Source organism: Alicyclobacillus suci, assembly GCF_017329615.1.
GTDB classification, from domain to species: domain Bacteria; phylum Bacillota; class Bacilli; order Alicyclobacillales; family Alicyclobacillaceae; genus Alicyclobacillus; species Alicyclobacillus suci.
Genome location: NZ_JAFMTW010000033.1, coordinates 1 through 16,735, shown reverse-complemented (window position 1 = coordinate 16,735; position 16,735 = coordinate 1). Strand labels below are relative to the sequence as shown.

Genomic DNA, 16,735 nt, shown 5'->3' with positions numbered 1-16,735 from the left:
TATGTAGACGCTAGTCTATTCCTACTACAATGTACAAGTTTTCATGCATAGGGGCAACCCCGTAGCATAGGCTGGTATGTTTTCCAAATTGATAACCTGGTGATTTATCACCGCCAAAACGGGAAAAATCGGTTACCTCTCAATTTGGGCAATGGTGCACCCCATCCGGATTTTATCCCCAGGCGAAACGACAAACCGCAGCGTCACCGACGGTGGAAATAGGAGAACTACCGTAGAGCCCAGAGCAAAATAGCCCACTTCTTCTCCCTTGACAAATGACTCTTGGCAAGGTTTATCGAGAATCGGACCACGCTGTCGCCTGCGCCCAGACGGCAGGTCCCCAAACGGAACGACGATACTGCCCACCCCAGCTGCGCCCACCTTGACCATTGCAAACGAACCATGCGCTGAATCAAAGTGCGTAACGACGCGCTCATTGCGTACAAACAGCCTTTGCACATGTGAAACCCCATGCACGTTTACGGGATATAACGTGCCTGGAATATGTCGATAGCGGCGTGCAACACAGTCCAATGGCGCATGAATGCGGTGATAGTCACTGGGACTCAGATATAAAGTGACATACCAGCCATTGGCATAGTTGGCCGCGGCCTCGCTATCGGCCAACAGTTCATCAAGCGTGTAAGTATAACCTTTGATTTGCAAAAGGATGTTCTTATCAATTTTCCCCATCGAGCTGACCTCACCATCGACAGGCGATACTATACCATCCGCAATCGGTCGTGCTTCCGCTGACAATTTTCTAGAAAAGAACTCCCCCAAACTCGTATGCTCCTGAAGGGGCTTCGCCAATTCGTCCAGATTAATGGAAAAATGACGCGCATACCACGGAATCAGACGCGCACTAAAGCGGCGACGTACGATGGCACCAATGATGTTTGTATAGGCACGCTTTGGCATGAGCCAAAGTAGACTTCGAACGAACAAAGACTTCATGATTCCCTCTTTTTTACACTATGGATTAGAGTCAATATAGGGGTTTTTCAACACTTTGTCTAGGTGTACGCGCCTACGAAAATAGAAGAAAGCCCACCTACTGTACCAAAAAACGGTAAGAAAACCGCTGGTACAGTGGGTGGGCCTCAATACAACAGATTAAAATACTGGGACAACTGAACCCTGGTATTTCTGTTCAATAAATTTTTTCACCTGCGGGGAGGTAATTGCCTTATCAAGATCTTTAATCCGCCAATCATTCTTCTCGTCTGGGCGGATGACAATATAATTGGCATAAGTTTTTGCAGCCAAGCTATCGGCTTTTTCCACGTCGAGCGCATCTTTCGTCGTGTACCCGGCGTCGATTGCATAGTTGCCGTTGATGACAGCGTAGTCGACATCGTGCACTGTCCGAGGAATTGCGGCCGCATCGAGCTCTTCAATTTTTACATTGTGCGGATTCGAAACAATATCGGCCGTCGTCTCATCAATGCTGTTTGGATTCTTCAATTTCAAAATCCCTGCGTTTTGTAGCAGCAACAATGCACGCGCCTCGTTTGTCGTATCATTCGGCACGGCAATGGTCGCCCCGTTCGGAATGTTGGACAGTGACTTGCTCTTACCTGGATAAAGGCCGAGCGGCTCAAAGTGCACGGCAACCGTCGGTACCAAATCCGTATGGTTCTTCTGATTGTAGTCCTCCAAGTACGGTTTGTGTTGAAAGTAATTTGCATCCACCTGACCAGCCGCCAGTGCACGGTTCGGCTGAATGTAGTCGTCATAAACGACAACCTGCAAGTCGATTCCTTCCTTCGCCAGCACAGGCTTAATGTCATTCAGAATTTCCGCATGTGGTGTCGGGCTGGCGGCAACCTTCAGGACGACCTCCTTTTTTGCAGAAGCAGTCCCATTGCCACGAGTTATCGATTGATTGTCTGTCCCCGCAGTACCACACCCGACGGCAAACGCAGAACTGAACATAACCGCCGCGACCACTGCGGTCGCACGTTTGATGTTGCGCATGATTGGCAAGTCCCCTCTCCACTCCTCGGCCCAACGACAAAAGCCTCTTTTCCACAGGGAAAAGAGGCATGGTTTCACATGTCCTCTCATCTCCCGGAAAATCCGCAGGAGTTAGCACCGTGCATGTTAGCCATGTCGGTTGCCGGGCTTCATCGGGCCAGTCCCTCAGCCTACTCTCGATAAGAGTCAATTGCTTTTTATCGTTGTCACGTACTTTATTTTTGACCGGCGCAAGTAGCGCCGTGGGCCTGAAACAGGTTATACTGCGGACACCATCCAGTTGTCAATAGAGTTGCAAGGATTTTCTCTGTGGTATAAACTTGGTGACTGTCTGATTTACACGACGAAATACGACGTAGGAAAACTACGCGACAAGATAATCATTCTCATCGAGAGCGGCGGAGGGACTGGCCCTATGAAGCCCGGCAACCGATGTGGTCGTACTAACACTACGACGCACTGGCGGTGCTAAATCCTGCGGACAAACGGATGTCCGATAGATGAGAAGACGAGCACAAGCGCGCCTTCTCAAGGCGCGCTTTTCGTTTTTATCCTGTTGAACAGATAGGAGATTTAGCGACAGTGATTATCCTCGACAACATCTCGAAGACATATCGCCAAAGCCGCGGCGACGAAACAACAGCTGTGCGCAACGTGTCTCTGCGCATTGATACAGGTGAGGTGTTCGGGCTCATCGGCTATTCCGGTGCCGGCAAAAGTACCCTGTTACGCTGTATCAACTTGTTAGAGCGTCCGAGCGCCGGGTCAGTCATTGTGGACGGTGTCGACCTGACCCGCCTATCAAAGCGCGAGCTAAACCAGAAACGCAGAAAAATCGGCATGATCTTTCAACATTTTCACCTGCTGTCCTCGGCGACGGTGGCTGAAAACATCGCGTTTCCACTGCGTTTAGCCAAAATGCCCGCCGCGCAGGTGCGCGCACGCGTGGCAGAAATGCTCCAACTCGTTGGACTGACTGGCTATGAACGACAGTACCCAAGCCAACTCTCTGGCGGGCAAAAACAGCGGGTGGCAATTGCGCGCGCACTCGCGGCAGAGCCGTCCGTGCTCTTGTGTGACGAGGCGACATCCGCATTAGATCCGGAGACGACAAAATCCATTTTGTCGCTATTAAAAGACATCAACCACCAACTTGGTCTGACCATCGTCATGGTGACACACCAAATGGAGGTCGTGCGAGATATCTGTGATCGGGTCGCTGTCATGACAGAAGGCGCCATTGTCGAATCAGGCCGCGTTTTAGATGTGTTATTGAAACCCTCGCACGACGTCACCAAGCGCCTGTTTCAGATACATCAAGCGCCGCTTTCGCCGACTGTGCCATCGGCGGCGACGCGCGTTGTCGAAATCGCCTTTACCGGGGCCACTGCGCACGACCCTATTTTGGCTGAGGTCGCGCAATCGACAGGCTGCACATTCAGCATCCTGCGCGGCACGATTGACACGGTGAAAGATGTTCCCTTTGGTCAATTGACCGTCGCCTGGTTCGGTGAGAAAACGGTCGTAGATGCGGCAATTCAGCGCTTGGAACAGGCAGGATTCATCCTGCTGAAAGAACAGATAACCGACATTTTGCCACAGGCGACGGAGGTGACTGTATCGTGTTAAATGGAATTGTGTGGCCGGATATTTGGCAGGCAACCGGATCGACTATCTATATGATTGTCATTTCCACACTGCTGTCGGTCGTCATCGGATTGCCCATTGGCATCCTTTTGTACATGACTGCAGCAAGCGGTTTGCGACCGAATCGGATTGTGTATCAAGTGACATCCGTCGTTGTCAACATCGTTCGCTCCGTCCCGTTCATCATTCTGTTAATCGCCTTGATTCCGTTCACAGAATGGATAGTCGGGACATCGATTGGTATCAATGCGGCGATTGTGCCTTTGGTCATCAGCGCAGCGCCATTTTTCGCCCGCGTCGCTGAGACCGCCCTGCGCGAAGTTCATCCTGGCGTCATTGAAGCAGCGCAATCAATGGGTGCAAACGTCATGACAATTGTATGGCGCGTGTTACTTCGCGAGTCCTGGCCGAGCATCCTCGCTGGCGTCACGCTCACAGCCGTAGCACTCGTCGGCAACTCGGCGATGTCTGGCGTCATTGGCGGCGGTGGCTTAGGTGACTTAGCCGTGCGCTATGGTTATGAGCGCTTCCAGACCAACGTAATGATTGTGACGACCATTGTTTTGATTATCCTCGTTCAAATTTTGCAAATGACCGGTGACCGGGTCGTTCACCATTTCGCGAAACGCCGTGGCTAATTTGCATGTTCCCCCAAATTTCGGTAAACGGCCCACGAAAAAAAGGCTATCCCATAAGGGACAGCCTTTCTTTCGTGCAACGCAAGGTTTAGCGGCCAGAAAGCTGTTGTTCAGCAAACGCCACCAAACGTTTCGTAATCTCACCACCGACCGAACCGTTCTGACGAGCGGTCGTCTCAGCGCCCAATTGCACGCCGAACTCGGATGCGATTTCGTATTTCATTTGGTCAAGTGCGCGGCTTGCTCCGGAGATCAAATGCTGGTTGCTTCCACTGTTGTTATTCGCCATGCCATTTCACCTCCCCTTGTCGTTGTAGTCGTAGTATGCTCGCATCAAGGAGAATTATAATTACCAGTTTCGACCACATCCGACAAATTCCGCACACGTTAACAAACGTACTCAGTCCCGGTAAAACGCCTGCTCCGGTAACTGCTCAATTGCCTTGCGCAGCGGCTCATACGCTGGTGACAACCAAAACGTATCCGATTGCAACATCGCCGTCGCTTCTTCGCGGGCAACCGTCATAATTTTGTAATCCCTGACCAAATCGCCAACCGCAAACTGCGGAAGGCCGCTCTGCCGAACGCCCAAAAATTCACCAGGTCCACGCAGTTCCAAATCCTTTTCAGCAATCACAAAACCATCTTGCGTCGACACCATCGTCTCAATGCGCGCTTTCGCGGTCTCATTGTGCACTTCCGTCAATAGAACACACGTGCTCGCCTCTGCCCCGCGCCCCACGCGGCCACGTAATTGATGGAGTTGCGCAAGGCCAAACCGTTCCGCGTTGTAAATCACCATCACCGTCGCGTTCGGTACGTCAATTCCGACTTCAATCACGGTGGTCGCCACCAACACTTGTGTCTCGCAGTCGCGAAACCTGCGCATAATATCGTCCTTTTCCCGGGCGCTCATCTTGCCGTGCAACAGTGCCACAGAATAGCCTGCGAGCTTGTCCTGCAAGCGCTCGAAGATGTCAGTCACTGCCGCCATCTCCATCGTTTCCGACTCTTCAATCGTCGGTGCCACAATATAAGCCTGCTGACCTTTCGCCAAAGCCCGTCGAACGAGGCGAATCGCGTCGTCCTCGTGATTCATCGAAAAGGCGACGGTTTCAATCGGTTGGCGCCCTCTCGGAACTTCATTCAACACGGAGACATCGACATCCCCATAGACGGCCAACGCAAGCGTCCTGGGAATGGGCGTAGCCGACAGCATGAGAACGTCCGGAGACTCCCCCTTTGCCCGTAACACAGAGCGCTGCGAGACGCCAAATCGATGCTGCTCATCTGTGACCACCAAACCCAATCGAGAAAATGCCACGTCATCTGTCAATAACGCGTGTGTACCGACAATCAAATGCACATCACCACTGGCAAGACCAGACAGGGCCATCCGCCGATCTTTGACACCCGTACTCCCAGTCAAGAGTCTTACTTCGACGCCAAGTGGCGATAACACGCGGACGGCTTCCCGATAATGCTGTTCCGCCAGAATTTCTGTCGGCGCCATAAGTGCCGCTTGATACCCCGCCGTATATGCCGCATAACACGCAAACAAAGCCACCCAGGTCTTTCCTGAGCCAACATCACCCTGTAATAACCGAGCCATCATCTTTGGTGCGCGAAGGTCCGCCAGAATTTCCGCACATGCCTTCACCTGGGCGTCAGTCAACTGCGCCGGCAGCGCTTGTCGAAACCGCTCCACAGCCGTATCCGAGATTTCTTTATGATGCCCCACAGGTTGCGCCCGATGTTCGCGAAACCAATGTAGCTGCATTTGGAAAAGCAGAAACTCCTCAAACACCAGTCTCCGCCTCGCCTGACGCAAATCCTCCATCGAGGTCGGTTGATGCATAGCGCGAACAGCATCGCGATGAGACCACAAACGATACTTTTGCGATAAGGCAAACGGAAGTAATTCGGGCAACTCATTCGCATAGAGGTCCAATGCTTTTAAAATCAACTGATGCAACTGGCGGGAGGAAAACGACTTGCTCGCGTGATACACAGGTAAAAATGGAACACCTACGCGAACGCGTTCAGCGGCGTCAAATGACGTCTCAGACACAGCAAGCAAGCGCTTTTGCTCGTTCCACTTCCCTGTGACGGTTACAATGCGCCCATCGGTCATTTTCGGTTTCAAATAGTGCTGTGAAAACCAGGTCGCGAAAATCGTGTTTTGGCCGTCCACGCGGAGTTTCGCCGACAACATCGATTTCGATCCACGCCAACGAACCGTTGCCTCACCAGCAACGGTTGCGCGTACAGTGATGCGTTCTCCATCCTGCCATGCGGCAAGCGGCTTCACTCTGCGGTCTTCATAGCGATACGGAAACGCATGTAATAAGTCGTTTACTGTATAAATACCGAGCGCAGCCAATTCAGTCTCCTTACTGGGACCGACCCCTGGCAGGCTGCGTACGGGCGTTTGCCTTAGATTCACTCCAACGACACTCCATCGCGGCACGCGGACTTGTTGGCGCAATCACACGGAACAAGCCCGAGCATTAAAACTTCACACCTTGAACAAAAATATTGATGGTCGTCGGGTCTACGCCGACGGTGTCCGACAAGAGATAGTGCACCTTCTGCCGAATCGTCTGTGCCGTTTCGTAAATATTGACGCCATAATTGACCACGATATATAAGTCTACATGCAGAGAACCATCGGCAAACCGCACCTCCACACCGCGTCCAGGGTTATCTCGCCCAAACACTTCTGTCAGGCGGTCTACCACCTGACGTCGCGACGCCATTGCGGCGAGCCCTTCACATTCCATCGCCGCGTAGCCAGCACTGGTGGCAATGACTTCGTCTGCGACGGATACTTGGCCGTACTGCGTTTCAATGGTCTTCGGCATGGGAGTCCTCCCTATCCACTTCTGCGTGTTTTCCACCATTGTACTATAAAGACGCACGTCCTCGGAAGCATAGTTGCGGAAACTATGCATATGTGCTAAACTACACGAGGTCAATTTCGGTTTTACAACCATGAGTATGCCAAAATTTACGAATTATCGTGGTCAAGGAGGTGTTCGCATGGCTAGACGATGTGAAATTTGCGGACGCGGACCTCAGGTCGGCAACAAGGTAAGCCACTCACACATCCTGACCAAACGCCGTTGGCTTCCCAACATTCAGTTGGTACGTGCCAACGTCAACGGGACCGTGAAGCGGGTTCGCGTGTGTACGCGCTGCCTGAAAGCGGGCAAGGTTACGCGCGCTGTATAATTGACACGAATGTGAAAAAAGCACCCTTTGGAGGTGCTTTTTTCGTTTTGAAATTGTGCCCTACAATCAGTACATATTAAGAATCCTTCGTAAACGTGCCTAGCATCGCTTTGACGATGCCCCCTAAAAACCGCGGCAACTTGATTGTATAAAATTTCAAACCACTTCCCCCCCTCGACCAGCCTGCACCAGGGTATCTGGCTGGGCAAGCGCCTCTATCGCTACCTATGTATATTCGCAAACTGTCGAAATGTGCTGAGACAAGTCTAAATCGCAAAAGGCAAAAACCGCGACGATGCAATCTCCTGCATTGACGCGGTTTTTAAGCGCCGCACGAACTGCAGCCGCTTTACTTGCCCACTTACGCCTGTGCCGCGTCGAGCGCGCGCAACAACGCCCCGATGGCCGCTTTGCGATCCGGCTCTCCAAACACAGCCGATCCCGCTACAAAAATTTCTGCTCCAGCCAACTTCGCATCGCCAATGGTCTGCAAATTGATGCCGCCATCGACTTCGATACGAACATTCCCGCGATTCGCCTTCACCAACCGCGCTCTCGCATCGCGAATCTTGTTGCGTGTGGCGGGGATGAACGTCTGGCCACCAAATCCCGGATTCACAGTCATAATGAGTAATAAATCGATTAGATCATCGACGTACTCCAAGCCATCCAGCGCCGTACCCGGGTTCAACGCCAGACCTGCCTGGATGCCGTAACTGCGGACCAACTCTAGCGCCCGATGTACATGTGGCGTAGCCTCTTTGTGGACCGTGATGACATCGGCACCTGCGTCCGCAAACGCAGAAATCACCCGCTCTGGCTCCGTCACCATCAAATGCACGTCCAGCGTGCAATCAAATCGCTTGCGAAGTGCCTCAACCACCTGATGGCCCATCGTGATGTTTGGCACGAACTGGCCGTCCATCACATCCACGTGAATCCAATCACAACCGGCTTCAATAACCTCTTCGACTTCCGCCGCAAACTTGCCAAAGTCTGCGGACAGAATCGAGGGCGCAATCTGCATCCTCAATACATGTTCTCCTCCTGCTCCCGCAACGCTTGATACATCTGAACGTAACTATCGTAACGCGACCGGTGAATTCGCCCAGAATCGACCTGTGCCTTCACCCCGCAACCGTCCTCATCCACATGCATACAACCGCGGTATGCACAAGTACCTGCGGGCGCTATAAAATCTGGGAAATATCGTTTCAGTTCACGCGACTCGACATTCAACTGCAACTGACTAAAACCCGGTGCATCTGCCAGCCAGGTATCCTCGTCCAGTTGAAATAGTTCAACATGTCGCGTGGTTTGTTTGCCACGGCCAATCTTTTCGCTAACTTCCCCCATTTGCAATTGCAAACCCGGAGACAACGCGTTCGCGAGCGTCGACTTCCCGGCACCAGAAGGACCGGCAACGACATTGACGCGACCTTTCATCAACTCGCGCACCGCATCGACACCCGTCCCCTGCTTGGTCGCAATGGCCAGAGTGCGAAACCCACAATCGCGATAAATGGCACACGTTCTCTGTGCCGTCTCTTCGTCGACCAAATCCGCCTTGGTAAACACGACACTCGGCTCAACTCCAGCGATGAGCGCTGCCGCAATCGTCTTGTCAAGCATCAAGAAGTTGAGGTCTGGCGTGACAAATGCAAAGACAACCAGGACGTGATTGACATTCGCAATGGGCGGCCGAACCAACTCGGATTGCCGTGGCAACACGGATGTGATAATCCCCTCTTTCGTGCCGATGGGGTCATACCTGACGATGTCGCCAACAAGCACTGTGACGCCCTGTTTTTTAAACACGCCGCGCGCGCGACATCGCCGCACCAAACCGTTGTCGTACACGTCGAAAAACCCGCTAATCGCCCGTACTACACGCCCTTCTGCCACACAGACACTCCCTTCATTCGGCTCATCCTCGAACCGGATAATCGTTGGCCAATTTGCCGTTCTCGTAAACTTTCACATCGCCCGTTTGGCCGGGATCCAAATACAATGTCTCCTGCCAGGTCGTCGTCTTATGCACTGATTGATTGACGACCACTTGATTGTCGCCATTTGCGTCGTCAATGACCACTTCCACCTGCGTCGCTGGCCCCTTTTGCGCTTGCACCGTTATCGAGACTTTGTGTGGCTCTGCGGTAGACGACGCCGATGTACCATTGCCTGTGCCATTAGCTAATCCCGTTGCGCCACCGCTCGCCGTCGAATTGTTATCGGCCGAACCATTCCCCGTACCATTGTTTCCGGAACCCGAAGTGTTACCGGGATTTTCAGCCACGTACAAATTGACGGTCGATCCCGCCGGCACACTCTGCCCCTCCACATACGGATAAATGTAGTACACCTGCCCGTCCGGAATCTGCGTCGTCTTGTTATAAGAGACCTTACCGACCTTGAGATTGGCGCTCTCCAAGGCCTGTACGGCATCGTCATAGGATAGACCCAGCAAATTCGGAACCGTCGTATTTTCCTGCTGGCTGACCGTCAAAATAATCTTACCGTTCGTGGCCACTGGCTCACCGGCGGCAGGATTCGAGGAAATGACCTGACCCGAGGGCACCGTCGAACTCTCTTGCGTTTGCTCCGTGATATTCGCAGCCGAAAAACCAGCAGAGATAAGCGACTGTTTAGCTTGGTCATAAGGCTGTCCCGTGACGTCCGGCATCGACAGCTTTGGTGCACCTTTACTAATATACAACGTGATTTCACGGGTTCTCTTCACCTTTGTGTTGCCACTTGGCGACTGGTCGTACACGATGCCCTTCGGCTTACTGGCATTCGGTTCGTAGTCTTCTTTGATTTGATTCGCACTAAAGCCTGCGTTCTCCAAAGACTTCATCGCCGCGTCCGCAGACTTCCCGACGACCGACGGCAACGAAGCATCTGGCACCTCGACGAGGTGCGTGACCAAAGCAATCGCCGCATATCCACCCACGCCAAGCGCCGCAGCAGCAACGACGCCAATGCCAATATAAGTACCCACCCTGCGCCACGAACGACGCGGCTTGACCGCTCGAATCTCGGGCGAAACATCGGAGAAGCCATCCCCGACCACGGGTACCGCGATGGTCTTGTCATCGTAGTCGAGCGCCGGTTGAAACTTCGGGACATTTGGATGTTCCAGCGCATCTTCCAAATCGGCCTTCACAGCGGCCATATTGACGTAGCGGCCCTCTGGCGCCTTCACCATACACCGAAGAATAATATTTTCGAGACTCTGCGGAATATCCTTATTCAACTCACGCGGTTCGACAAACTGTTCCCGCAAGTGTTTTAGGGCAACACTCACCGGCGACGGTCCACTGAACGGCAAACTGCCTGTGAGCATCTCATAAAGTACGACGCCCAGCGAATAGATATCGCTTTTCGCGTCGGTCTGCCCACCACGCGCCTGTTCTGGCGAGAAGTAGTGCACAGAACCCAAGACGCTCGTCGCCTGCCTATCTGTGATGGTATTACCTGTCACCGCACGCGCAATCCCAAAATCGGTCACTTTGACAACGCCAAACTTGTTCACCAGAATGTTGTGTGGTTTGACGTCGCGGTGAATAATATGCTGTTCATGCGCGTGTGCTAAAGCTGCGCAGATTTGCACACAAAGGTCAATCGCCTCGTCAACGGGCAAGGGCGCTCGTTCGACGATGACATCCTTCAACGTCTGGCCATCGACATATTCCATCACGATGTAGTATTCTTTGTCGGCAACTCCGACATCATATACGTTGACGATATTCGGGTGGGACAGACGAGCCGCATTTTGCGCCTCCTGGCGAAAACGTCCGACAAACTCCTCGTCTTCGACGAACTGGCTGCGTAGCATCTTGATAGCCACCACTCTATCGAGCAATGTATCGACCGCTCGATAGACAATGGCCATGCCACCGCCACCTATAACCTCCTGGAGTTGATAACGCCCACCAAGAATCCGTGCGTTCAAGCGTCACCACGCTCCTCTCGGTGGACGACAACCAGTGCGGTCACGTTATCAGAGCCACCGCGCTTGAGCACGAGTTCAATCATATCTTCCAGGACTTGATTCAAAGACGCCTCGTCTTGACAACACTGCGCCCTCTGCATAAACTGCCCGATTTCCGCGTCGTCGACCAGGTTCGTAAGGCCATCCGAACAAAGCAGCATGGTATCCGCCTCTTGCCAAGTAAAACTGTTGACATCCGGAACACTGCGCGGTTCCGTACCGAGTGATCTCGTCACGATATTGCGCTGTGGATGGACTTTTGCTTCATCCTGTGTCAGTTGTCCTCGACGTACCAATTCAGCAACCAAGCTGTGGTCTTTCGTCACCTGCCGGAGTTCACCACCGGACAAGAGGTATGCGCGGCTGTCGCCAACGTGCGCGATATGAACCTGATGGTTGTCCGCATAGGCGCAGACAATCGTCGTCCCCATCCCCTGGTAATCAGGATTTCCAGTTGCCTCTTGATAGATGGCCTCATTGGCGTGATGGACAGCTGCCAACAACACATCAGCCGAATCGCTCTGACCTCCAATATGTTCCTTCATATAAGCGCTCACTCGCTCGACGGCGAGTTGACTGGCGACATCCCCTGCAGACGGGCCACCCATGCCATCCGCGACAAGATACAGTTCCCCTTGTCCGAGATTGGGCACGATAATATATCCGTCTTGATTCATTGTCCGAACTAGGCCGATGTGAGATTTCGCAGCATATAACATCCCATGAACACCTCTGTAAGCGAACGAGGCCGTCCGGGGCGCGGCGCACCCCCGGACGCGCACTCTAAATGCACACCATTTACCCTTATGCGCGCTCTTTCATATGCTCAGCGCGAAGCTGACCACACGCAGCCGCGATATCGTGCCCCATCTCTCGGCGGATTGTCGCATTCACACCGTACGACTGAAGGGCATTCCAGAACGCGTAAATCTGTTTCTTCGCCGTTCGTTGCACATCGCGCTCCGGTACGTAATTGACCGGAATCAAGTTCACGTGGCAAGGCAATCCCCGCAACAAGTCAGCCAGTTCCTTTGCGCACTCGAGCGAGTCGTTCTTGCCGCCGACCAATGCATATTCAAAACTAATTCGCTTGCCTGTTTTTTGATTGTAATAATGACATGCATCCATCAGCTTGGCAATTGGATACGCCTTATTGACAGGCATCATGGACGAACGCAGCGCATCGTTGGGCGCGTGCAGAGATACCGCCAAGGTCATCGCCCTGCCTTCGTCCGCCAACCGCTGAATGCCAGGTACCAAGCCGACCGTGGAAATGGTGATATGGCGCTGGCCGATATGTAAGCCATGTGCATCGCTAATGATATCGACGAAGCGCATCACTTGGTCATAGTTGTCCATCGGCTCACCGGAACCCATCAAGACAACCGACGATACACGTTCACCCTGATTGTCAAGCAGTCGCTGACTGAACAACAGTTGTTCCACCATCTCACCGGCACGCATCTGACGAATCATACCGCCGAGCGTAGACGCACAAAACGTGCAGCCCATCTTGCACCCGACCTGTGACGACACACAGACGCTGTTGCCGTAGTTATGCTGCATCAAGACCGTCTCCACGGTGACGCCATCGGGCCAACCCAATAAAAATTTTGTCGTCGGATCAACCTTCGACTGTTGATGTGTCACTTCCGTCGCCGTGCCAAGAACACAGGTTTCCGCCAGCTTGCTACGCAAGCCTTTCGGCAGATTCGTCATCTCGTCGAACGTCGTCACGCGCTTCTGATACAACCACTCAAACACCTGACGCGCCCGGTATGCCGGCTCGCCGTGCTCCTCTTGCATCCACGTCGTCAGTTCACGCAATGTAAAATCATACAAGTGTACCAACTTCGTCACCCCCCTACTGCTTTTTCAACCGCGCCATAAAAAATCCATCCGTGCCATACTGCTCGGGCGTGATGGTCAACCCACCTGACACATCGCCCGCAAGATTAGCCGGAACCAACTCGCGAATATCCTCTACGACAACCGATACACCGGTATGCTGTTGAATCCAATCGACGACTTGCTGGTTTTCTTCCGGCATGAGCGTGCATGTCGCATAGACAATCACACCACCCGGGCGTGTCGCTTGAATCGCTGCCCCGAGCAATTCACGCTGCAGCGTCACCAACTGCGAAATATCGGACGGCTTGCGGCGATGGCGGATATCTGGTCGCCTGCGCATGACGCCTAACCCACTACAGGGTGCATCGACCAAGACCGCGTCGTACTGAGCTTGTTTGTCTGCGAATTGGCGCCCATCGCCGAGTGAAGCCACAATGCTGCGCAACCCCAAACGCTCCGACTGCGCCTGAATCATTCGCACCTTCTGCAGATACACGTCGTATGCGTCTATTGTGCCCTCATCGCGCATTAATTCGGCAATGTGCGTCGTCTTGCCACCAGGGGCCGCACACATATCTAGAACATGCATTCCTGGCTCTGGCCCTAAAAGTGGCGCAATCAACATCGCCGCCTCATCCTGTATGGTACATTGACCCGTTTGGTACGCAGACAAGTTCTCCACGTTGACCGCGCCCGGGACGACAAGCGCCTGCGGCGACAATACGCCATCTCGAACATCCGTGTGCAGCGCCTCTGCGAGTGTCTCTTTCAGTTCATGACGCGTCGTCTTCAATGGATTCACCCGAACCGTCAACGGTGCCGCGTCGTTACAGGCGGCAAGCATCGCCTCTGCCCGTGGGCGCCCATAAGCATCGAGCAACGCACGAACCATCCACTCTGGAAATCCATGACGCAAGCTGAGCGCCGACACGTCGTTCGCTCGACGCTTGCGGAGCAAATCTTCTATCCGCTCCTCCAGCGTCCCACCTGCGCGCAAGTAGGAACGCAACACGCCATTGACAAAACCGCTGGCAGGACGCGCGTGACGTTTTGCGAGATTGACCGCTTCGTCAATCACGGCATACGCTGGAACACGCGCCAGATACGCCAGCTGATATACACTCATCCGAAGGATTGTGAGCACTTTCTGCTCGACGTCCCGCAGTTTTCGCTTGATATATAATTGGAGCAGTGTGTCAATCGTAATTTGATGACGTACCGTCCCATAGACAATTTCCGTACAAAGGGCCTTGTCCCGCGGGGACAACGTATCGTCCGACAGGGCGTGTAATAGTGCGACATTCGTAAACGCCTCGTCCTCATAGACGCGGGAGAGCGTTCGAAATGCGACAGAACGCGCGGTATCTTTCATGATGGCAGTCCTCGCACAAACGCAAAATCGTCCTGGCGCAGACCAGCAAACCAATCGCGCGCCGACATTTTTCGCTTTCCTGAAGGTTGAATCGTCTCAAGAACGAGCGCGTCGTCACCGCAGCCTACAACAATCTCCCCACCGATACGACGTACCTGGCCCGGCTCGAGTTTCACAAGGCCTTCACTTTTTTTCGCCGCCCATACTTTGTACGTCTGTTCGCCATCCCAGGCACTGGCGCCTGGCCAAGGTGACAAGCCGCGAATCTGACGATGAACAACTTGTGCCGACTGTGCCCAATCGATAAATTCGTCTTCGCGTTCGATTCTCGCCGCGTATGTGACACCCGTTTCCGGTTGTTCGGTGACCACAATGTCACCGGCCAAATACTTTGGCAGCACCTCGACACACATCTTGGCACCCAGTTCCGCTAACTTGTCGTGCAGGGACCCGACGTCGTCCTCATCGAGAATCGGGATAGCCCGCTGTTCGAGCATAGGGCCCGCATCGAGCGCCTTCACCATCTCCATCAGAGTCACACCCGTCATCTCGTCCCCCGCCATAATGGCGCGATGAATGGGTGCAGCGCCGCGCCATCGCGGCAACAAGGAAGCGTGCACATTAATCGCGCCAACCTTTGGGATAGACAACACCGAGGTTGGCAGCAACTGGCCATAGGCCGCCGTGACAATCAAATCCGGCGCAAACGCTAGTATTTCCTCGACACTTGCCTTGTCACGCACCTTTTCCGGTTGGAGAACAGGCAACCCATGGCGCAAAGCAGCCGCCTTGACTGGCGGCGGCGTAAGCACTTTTTTTCTTCCCACTCGTTTGTCCGGCTGCGTGACCACCAGCAGTTCCCAACCTTGCGACACCAACGCATCTAGCGTTGGCACCGCAAAATCAGGCGTCCCCATAAAGACCACCTTAACCGACATTACGCGCGCTCCTCCACTCGTTCAATCTCATCTTCGCGCAAGTAATCCGTGAACAGGATGCCATTGAGGTGGTCGATTTCGTGTTGGATGCAACGCGCCAACAAGTCCTCACCCTCTAATTCGAACGGCTCACCGTCGCGATTTTGCGCACGAATCTTCACGTATTGTGCGCGCTCTACCTTGCCACTGATGCCTGGCAGCGAGAGACAACCTTCTGGTCCATACTGCTGACCGCGACGTTCTAGAATCTCTGGATTGACCAGTTCTATCAATCCTTGTCCGACATCGATGACCACCAAGCGCTTTAAAATACCAATTTGGTTCGCAGCGAGTCCAACGCCATCCGCGTGGCGCATCGTCTCTGCCATATCGTCGAGCAGCTTGTGAATCGCCGCATTAAATTTCGTCACTTCTTTTGCCCGCTGCCGCAGCGCAGGGTCTTCCCCAATTCGGATGATTCGAATCGACACGATACGGCCTCCTTTCATTGAATCAAAAACGTTGAATCAAAAACGTTGAATCAAAAACGAACATTCAAGACCTAAAGATGATTTATCTAGCCAATGCGCTGCGCATTGACATCGAGCCGACACGCGCCGCCGTACTCGTTCATTCGTTGCTTGACGAGCCTGAACGCCGCAGCGACTACATTTCGCACGTCATCCCAACGTTGATACTTTAACACAACTTGATATCGATATTTATCCTCAATCCGCCGAATTCCACTCGGCGATGCAGGTAAAATGACCGTTCCCTCTGGCAGTTGCGCCCGGCGAAGTTCCCGTTCGAAACGAGCAGCCGCACCGCGCGCGACAACCTCGTCCGTGTGCGTGGCCAGCAACACAGCCAATTCACAAAACGGAGGGTAAGAAAACACCTCCCGCTGCATCCGCTCTTCCCGATAAAACGCGGGAAAATCGTGGCGAGCCGCGGCCAACACCACAAAGTGATCAGGGCGGTAGGTCTGAATTACCGTGACGCCGTCCGTCTCAATCAAAAAGCCCCGACTTTCCACCGACACACCGGCCAACTGCAAAATGTTAAAACCGAGCATTCCCAAAAGGCTTGCAATATCACCGAG

17 protein-coding genes, 1 pseudogene and 2 riboswitches are annotated in these 16,735 nt (G+C 53.4%); of the genes and pseudogenes, 3 read left to right on the top strand and 15 right to left on the bottom strand.

Features of this window, described 5'->3' with window-relative positions; all coding sequences use genetic code 11:
• Nucleotides 1–132 precede the first annotated feature (132 nt).
• Both asd and J3482_RS14395 read right to left on the bottom strand, forming a co-directional pair.
• Nucleotides 133–957 carry an archaetidylserine decarboxylase gene (asd, locus tag J3482_RS14400; RefSeq protein WP_146822038.1) on the bottom strand — a complete coding sequence of 275 codons (825 nt, stop codon included), beginning with the start codon at nt 955–957 and terminating at the stop codon, nt 133–135.
• Nucleotides 958–1,116: 159 nt separating this feature from the next.
• Nucleotides 1,117–1,980 (bottom strand): MetQ/NlpA family ABC transporter substrate-binding protein, encoded by an 864-nt coding sequence (locus J3482_RS14395; protein WP_146822037.1) that lies wholly within the window; start codon nt 1,978–1,980, stop codon nt 1,117–1,119.
• 83 nt (nt 1,981–2,063) lie between these two features.
• Nucleotides 2,064–2,166, bottom strand: a riboswitch (SAM riboswitch).
• 197 nt (nt 2,167–2,363) lie between these two features.
• Nucleotides 2,364–2,487, top strand: a riboswitch (SAM riboswitch).
• A 75-nt stretch (nt 2,488–2,562) separates the two neighbouring features.
• On the opposite strand from J3482_RS14395, the gene J3482_RS14390 reads away from it, so the two are divergent.
• Nucleotides 2,563–3,609, top strand: a complete 1,047-nt coding sequence (locus J3482_RS14390) for a methionine ABC transporter ATP-binding protein (RefSeq protein WP_206922605.1) — start codon at nt 2,563–2,565, stop codon at nt 3,607–3,609.
• A 50-nt stretch (nt 3,610–3,659) separates the two neighbouring features.
• On the top strand, nt 3,660–4,265 hold the full coding sequence (locus J3482_RS14385; protein WP_146822079.1) for a methionine ABC transporter permease: 606 nt from the start codon (nt 3,660–3,662) through the stop codon (nt 4,263–4,265).
• A gap of 88 nt (nt 4,266–4,353) precedes the next feature.
• Here J3482_RS14385 and J3482_RS14380 read toward each other — a convergent pair whose 3' ends face one another.
• The 3 genes from J3482_RS14380 to J3482_RS14370 all read right to left on the bottom strand — a co-directional run bounded on the left by J3482_RS14380 (nt 4,354) and on the right by J3482_RS14370 (nt 7,129).
• Complete coding sequence (locus tag J3482_RS14380; protein ID WP_021295457.1) at nt 4,354–4,554, bottom strand: alpha/beta-type small acid-soluble spore protein; 201 nt, start codon at nt 4,552–4,554, stop codon at nt 4,354–4,356.
• A gap of 111 nt (nt 4,555–4,665) precedes the next feature.
• The gene (gene recG, locus J3482_RS14375) at nt 4,666–6,711 is read right to left on the bottom strand and encodes an ATP-dependent DNA helicase RecG (RefSeq protein WP_146822035.1); all 2,046 of its coding nucleotides are present in this window, start codon (nt 6,709–6,711) and stop codon (nt 4,666–4,668) included.
• 64 nt (nt 6,712–6,775) lie between these two features.
• Nucleotides 6,776–7,129: an Asp23/Gls24 family envelope stress response protein gene (locus J3482_RS14370; protein ID WP_021295455.1), complete on the bottom strand. Its 354-nt coding sequence runs from the start codon at nt 7,127–7,129 to the stop codon at nt 6,776–6,778.
• Nucleotides 7,130–7,307: 178 nt separating this feature from the next.
• Between J3482_RS14370 and rpmB the strand changes: the two genes are divergently transcribed.
• Entirely contained in the window at nt 7,308–7,499 is a 192-nt protein-coding gene (rpmB, locus tag J3482_RS14365; RefSeq protein ID WP_021295454.1) for a 50S ribosomal protein L28, read from the top strand.
• A gap of 76 nt (nt 7,500–7,575) precedes the next feature.
• Here rpmB and spoVM read toward each other — a convergent pair whose 3' ends face one another.
• The 10 genes and pseudogenes from spoVM to J3482_RS14315 all read right to left on the bottom strand — a co-directional run.
• Nucleotides 7,576–7,659: a stage V sporulation protein SpoVM gene (gene spoVM / locus J3482_RS14360; RefSeq protein WP_021295453.1), complete on the bottom strand. Its 84-nt coding sequence runs from the start codon at nt 7,657–7,659 to the stop codon at nt 7,576–7,578.
• A 201-nt stretch (nt 7,660–7,860) separates the two neighbouring features.
• A complete protein-coding gene (gene rpe, locus J3482_RS14355; protein ID WP_146822078.1) occupies nt 7,861–8,526 on the bottom strand; it encodes a ribulose-phosphate 3-epimerase in 666 nt (221 codons plus the stop codon).
• Between the two features lie 2 nt (nt 8,527–8,528).
• A complete protein-coding gene (gene rsgA, locus J3482_RS14350) occupies nt 8,529–9,404 on the bottom strand; it encodes a ribosome small subunit-dependent GTPase A (RefSeq protein ID WP_146822034.1) in 876 nt (291 codons plus the stop codon).
• 22 nt (nt 9,405–9,426) lie between these two features.
• Nucleotides 9,427–11,454, bottom strand: a complete 2,028-nt coding sequence (gene pknB / locus J3482_RS14345) for a Stk1 family PASTA domain-containing Ser/Thr kinase (protein ID WP_146822033.1) — start codon at nt 11,452–11,454, stop codon at nt 9,427–9,429.
• A complete protein-coding gene (locus tag J3482_RS14340; protein WP_146822032.1) occupies nt 11,451–12,212 on the bottom strand; it encodes a Stp1/IreP family PP2C-type Ser/Thr phosphatase in 762 nt (253 codons plus the stop codon). The genes pknB and J3482_RS14340 overlap by 4 nt, the downstream gene beginning before the upstream one ends.
• 85 nt (nt 12,213–12,297) lie before the next feature.
• Complete coding sequence (gene rlmN / locus J3482_RS14335; protein WP_146822031.1) at nt 12,298–13,344, bottom strand: dual-specificity RNA methyltransferase RlmN; 1,047 nt, start codon at nt 13,342–13,344, stop codon at nt 12,298–12,300.
• 13 nt (nt 13,345–13,357) lie between these two features.
• Entirely contained in the window at nt 13,358–14,716 is a 1,359-nt protein-coding gene (gene rsmB / locus J3482_RS14330) for a 16S rRNA (cytosine(967)-C(5))-methyltransferase RsmB (RefSeq protein ID WP_146822030.1), read from the bottom strand.
• Entirely contained in the window at nt 14,713–15,654 is a 942-nt protein-coding gene (gene fmt, locus J3482_RS14325) for a methionyl-tRNA formyltransferase (protein ID WP_146822029.1), read from the bottom strand. Before fmt ends, rsmB begins: the two co-directional genes overlap by 4 nt.
• A complete protein-coding gene (gene def, locus J3482_RS14320; RefSeq protein ID WP_021295445.1) occupies nt 15,654–16,124 on the bottom strand; it encodes a peptide deformylase in 471 nt (156 codons plus the stop codon). The genes fmt and def overlap by 1 nt, the downstream gene beginning before the upstream one ends.
• Before the next feature lie 86 nt (nt 16,125–16,210).
• Nucleotides 16,211–16,735: pseudogene (locus J3482_RS14315) on the bottom strand (hypothetical protein); the annotation flags it as partial.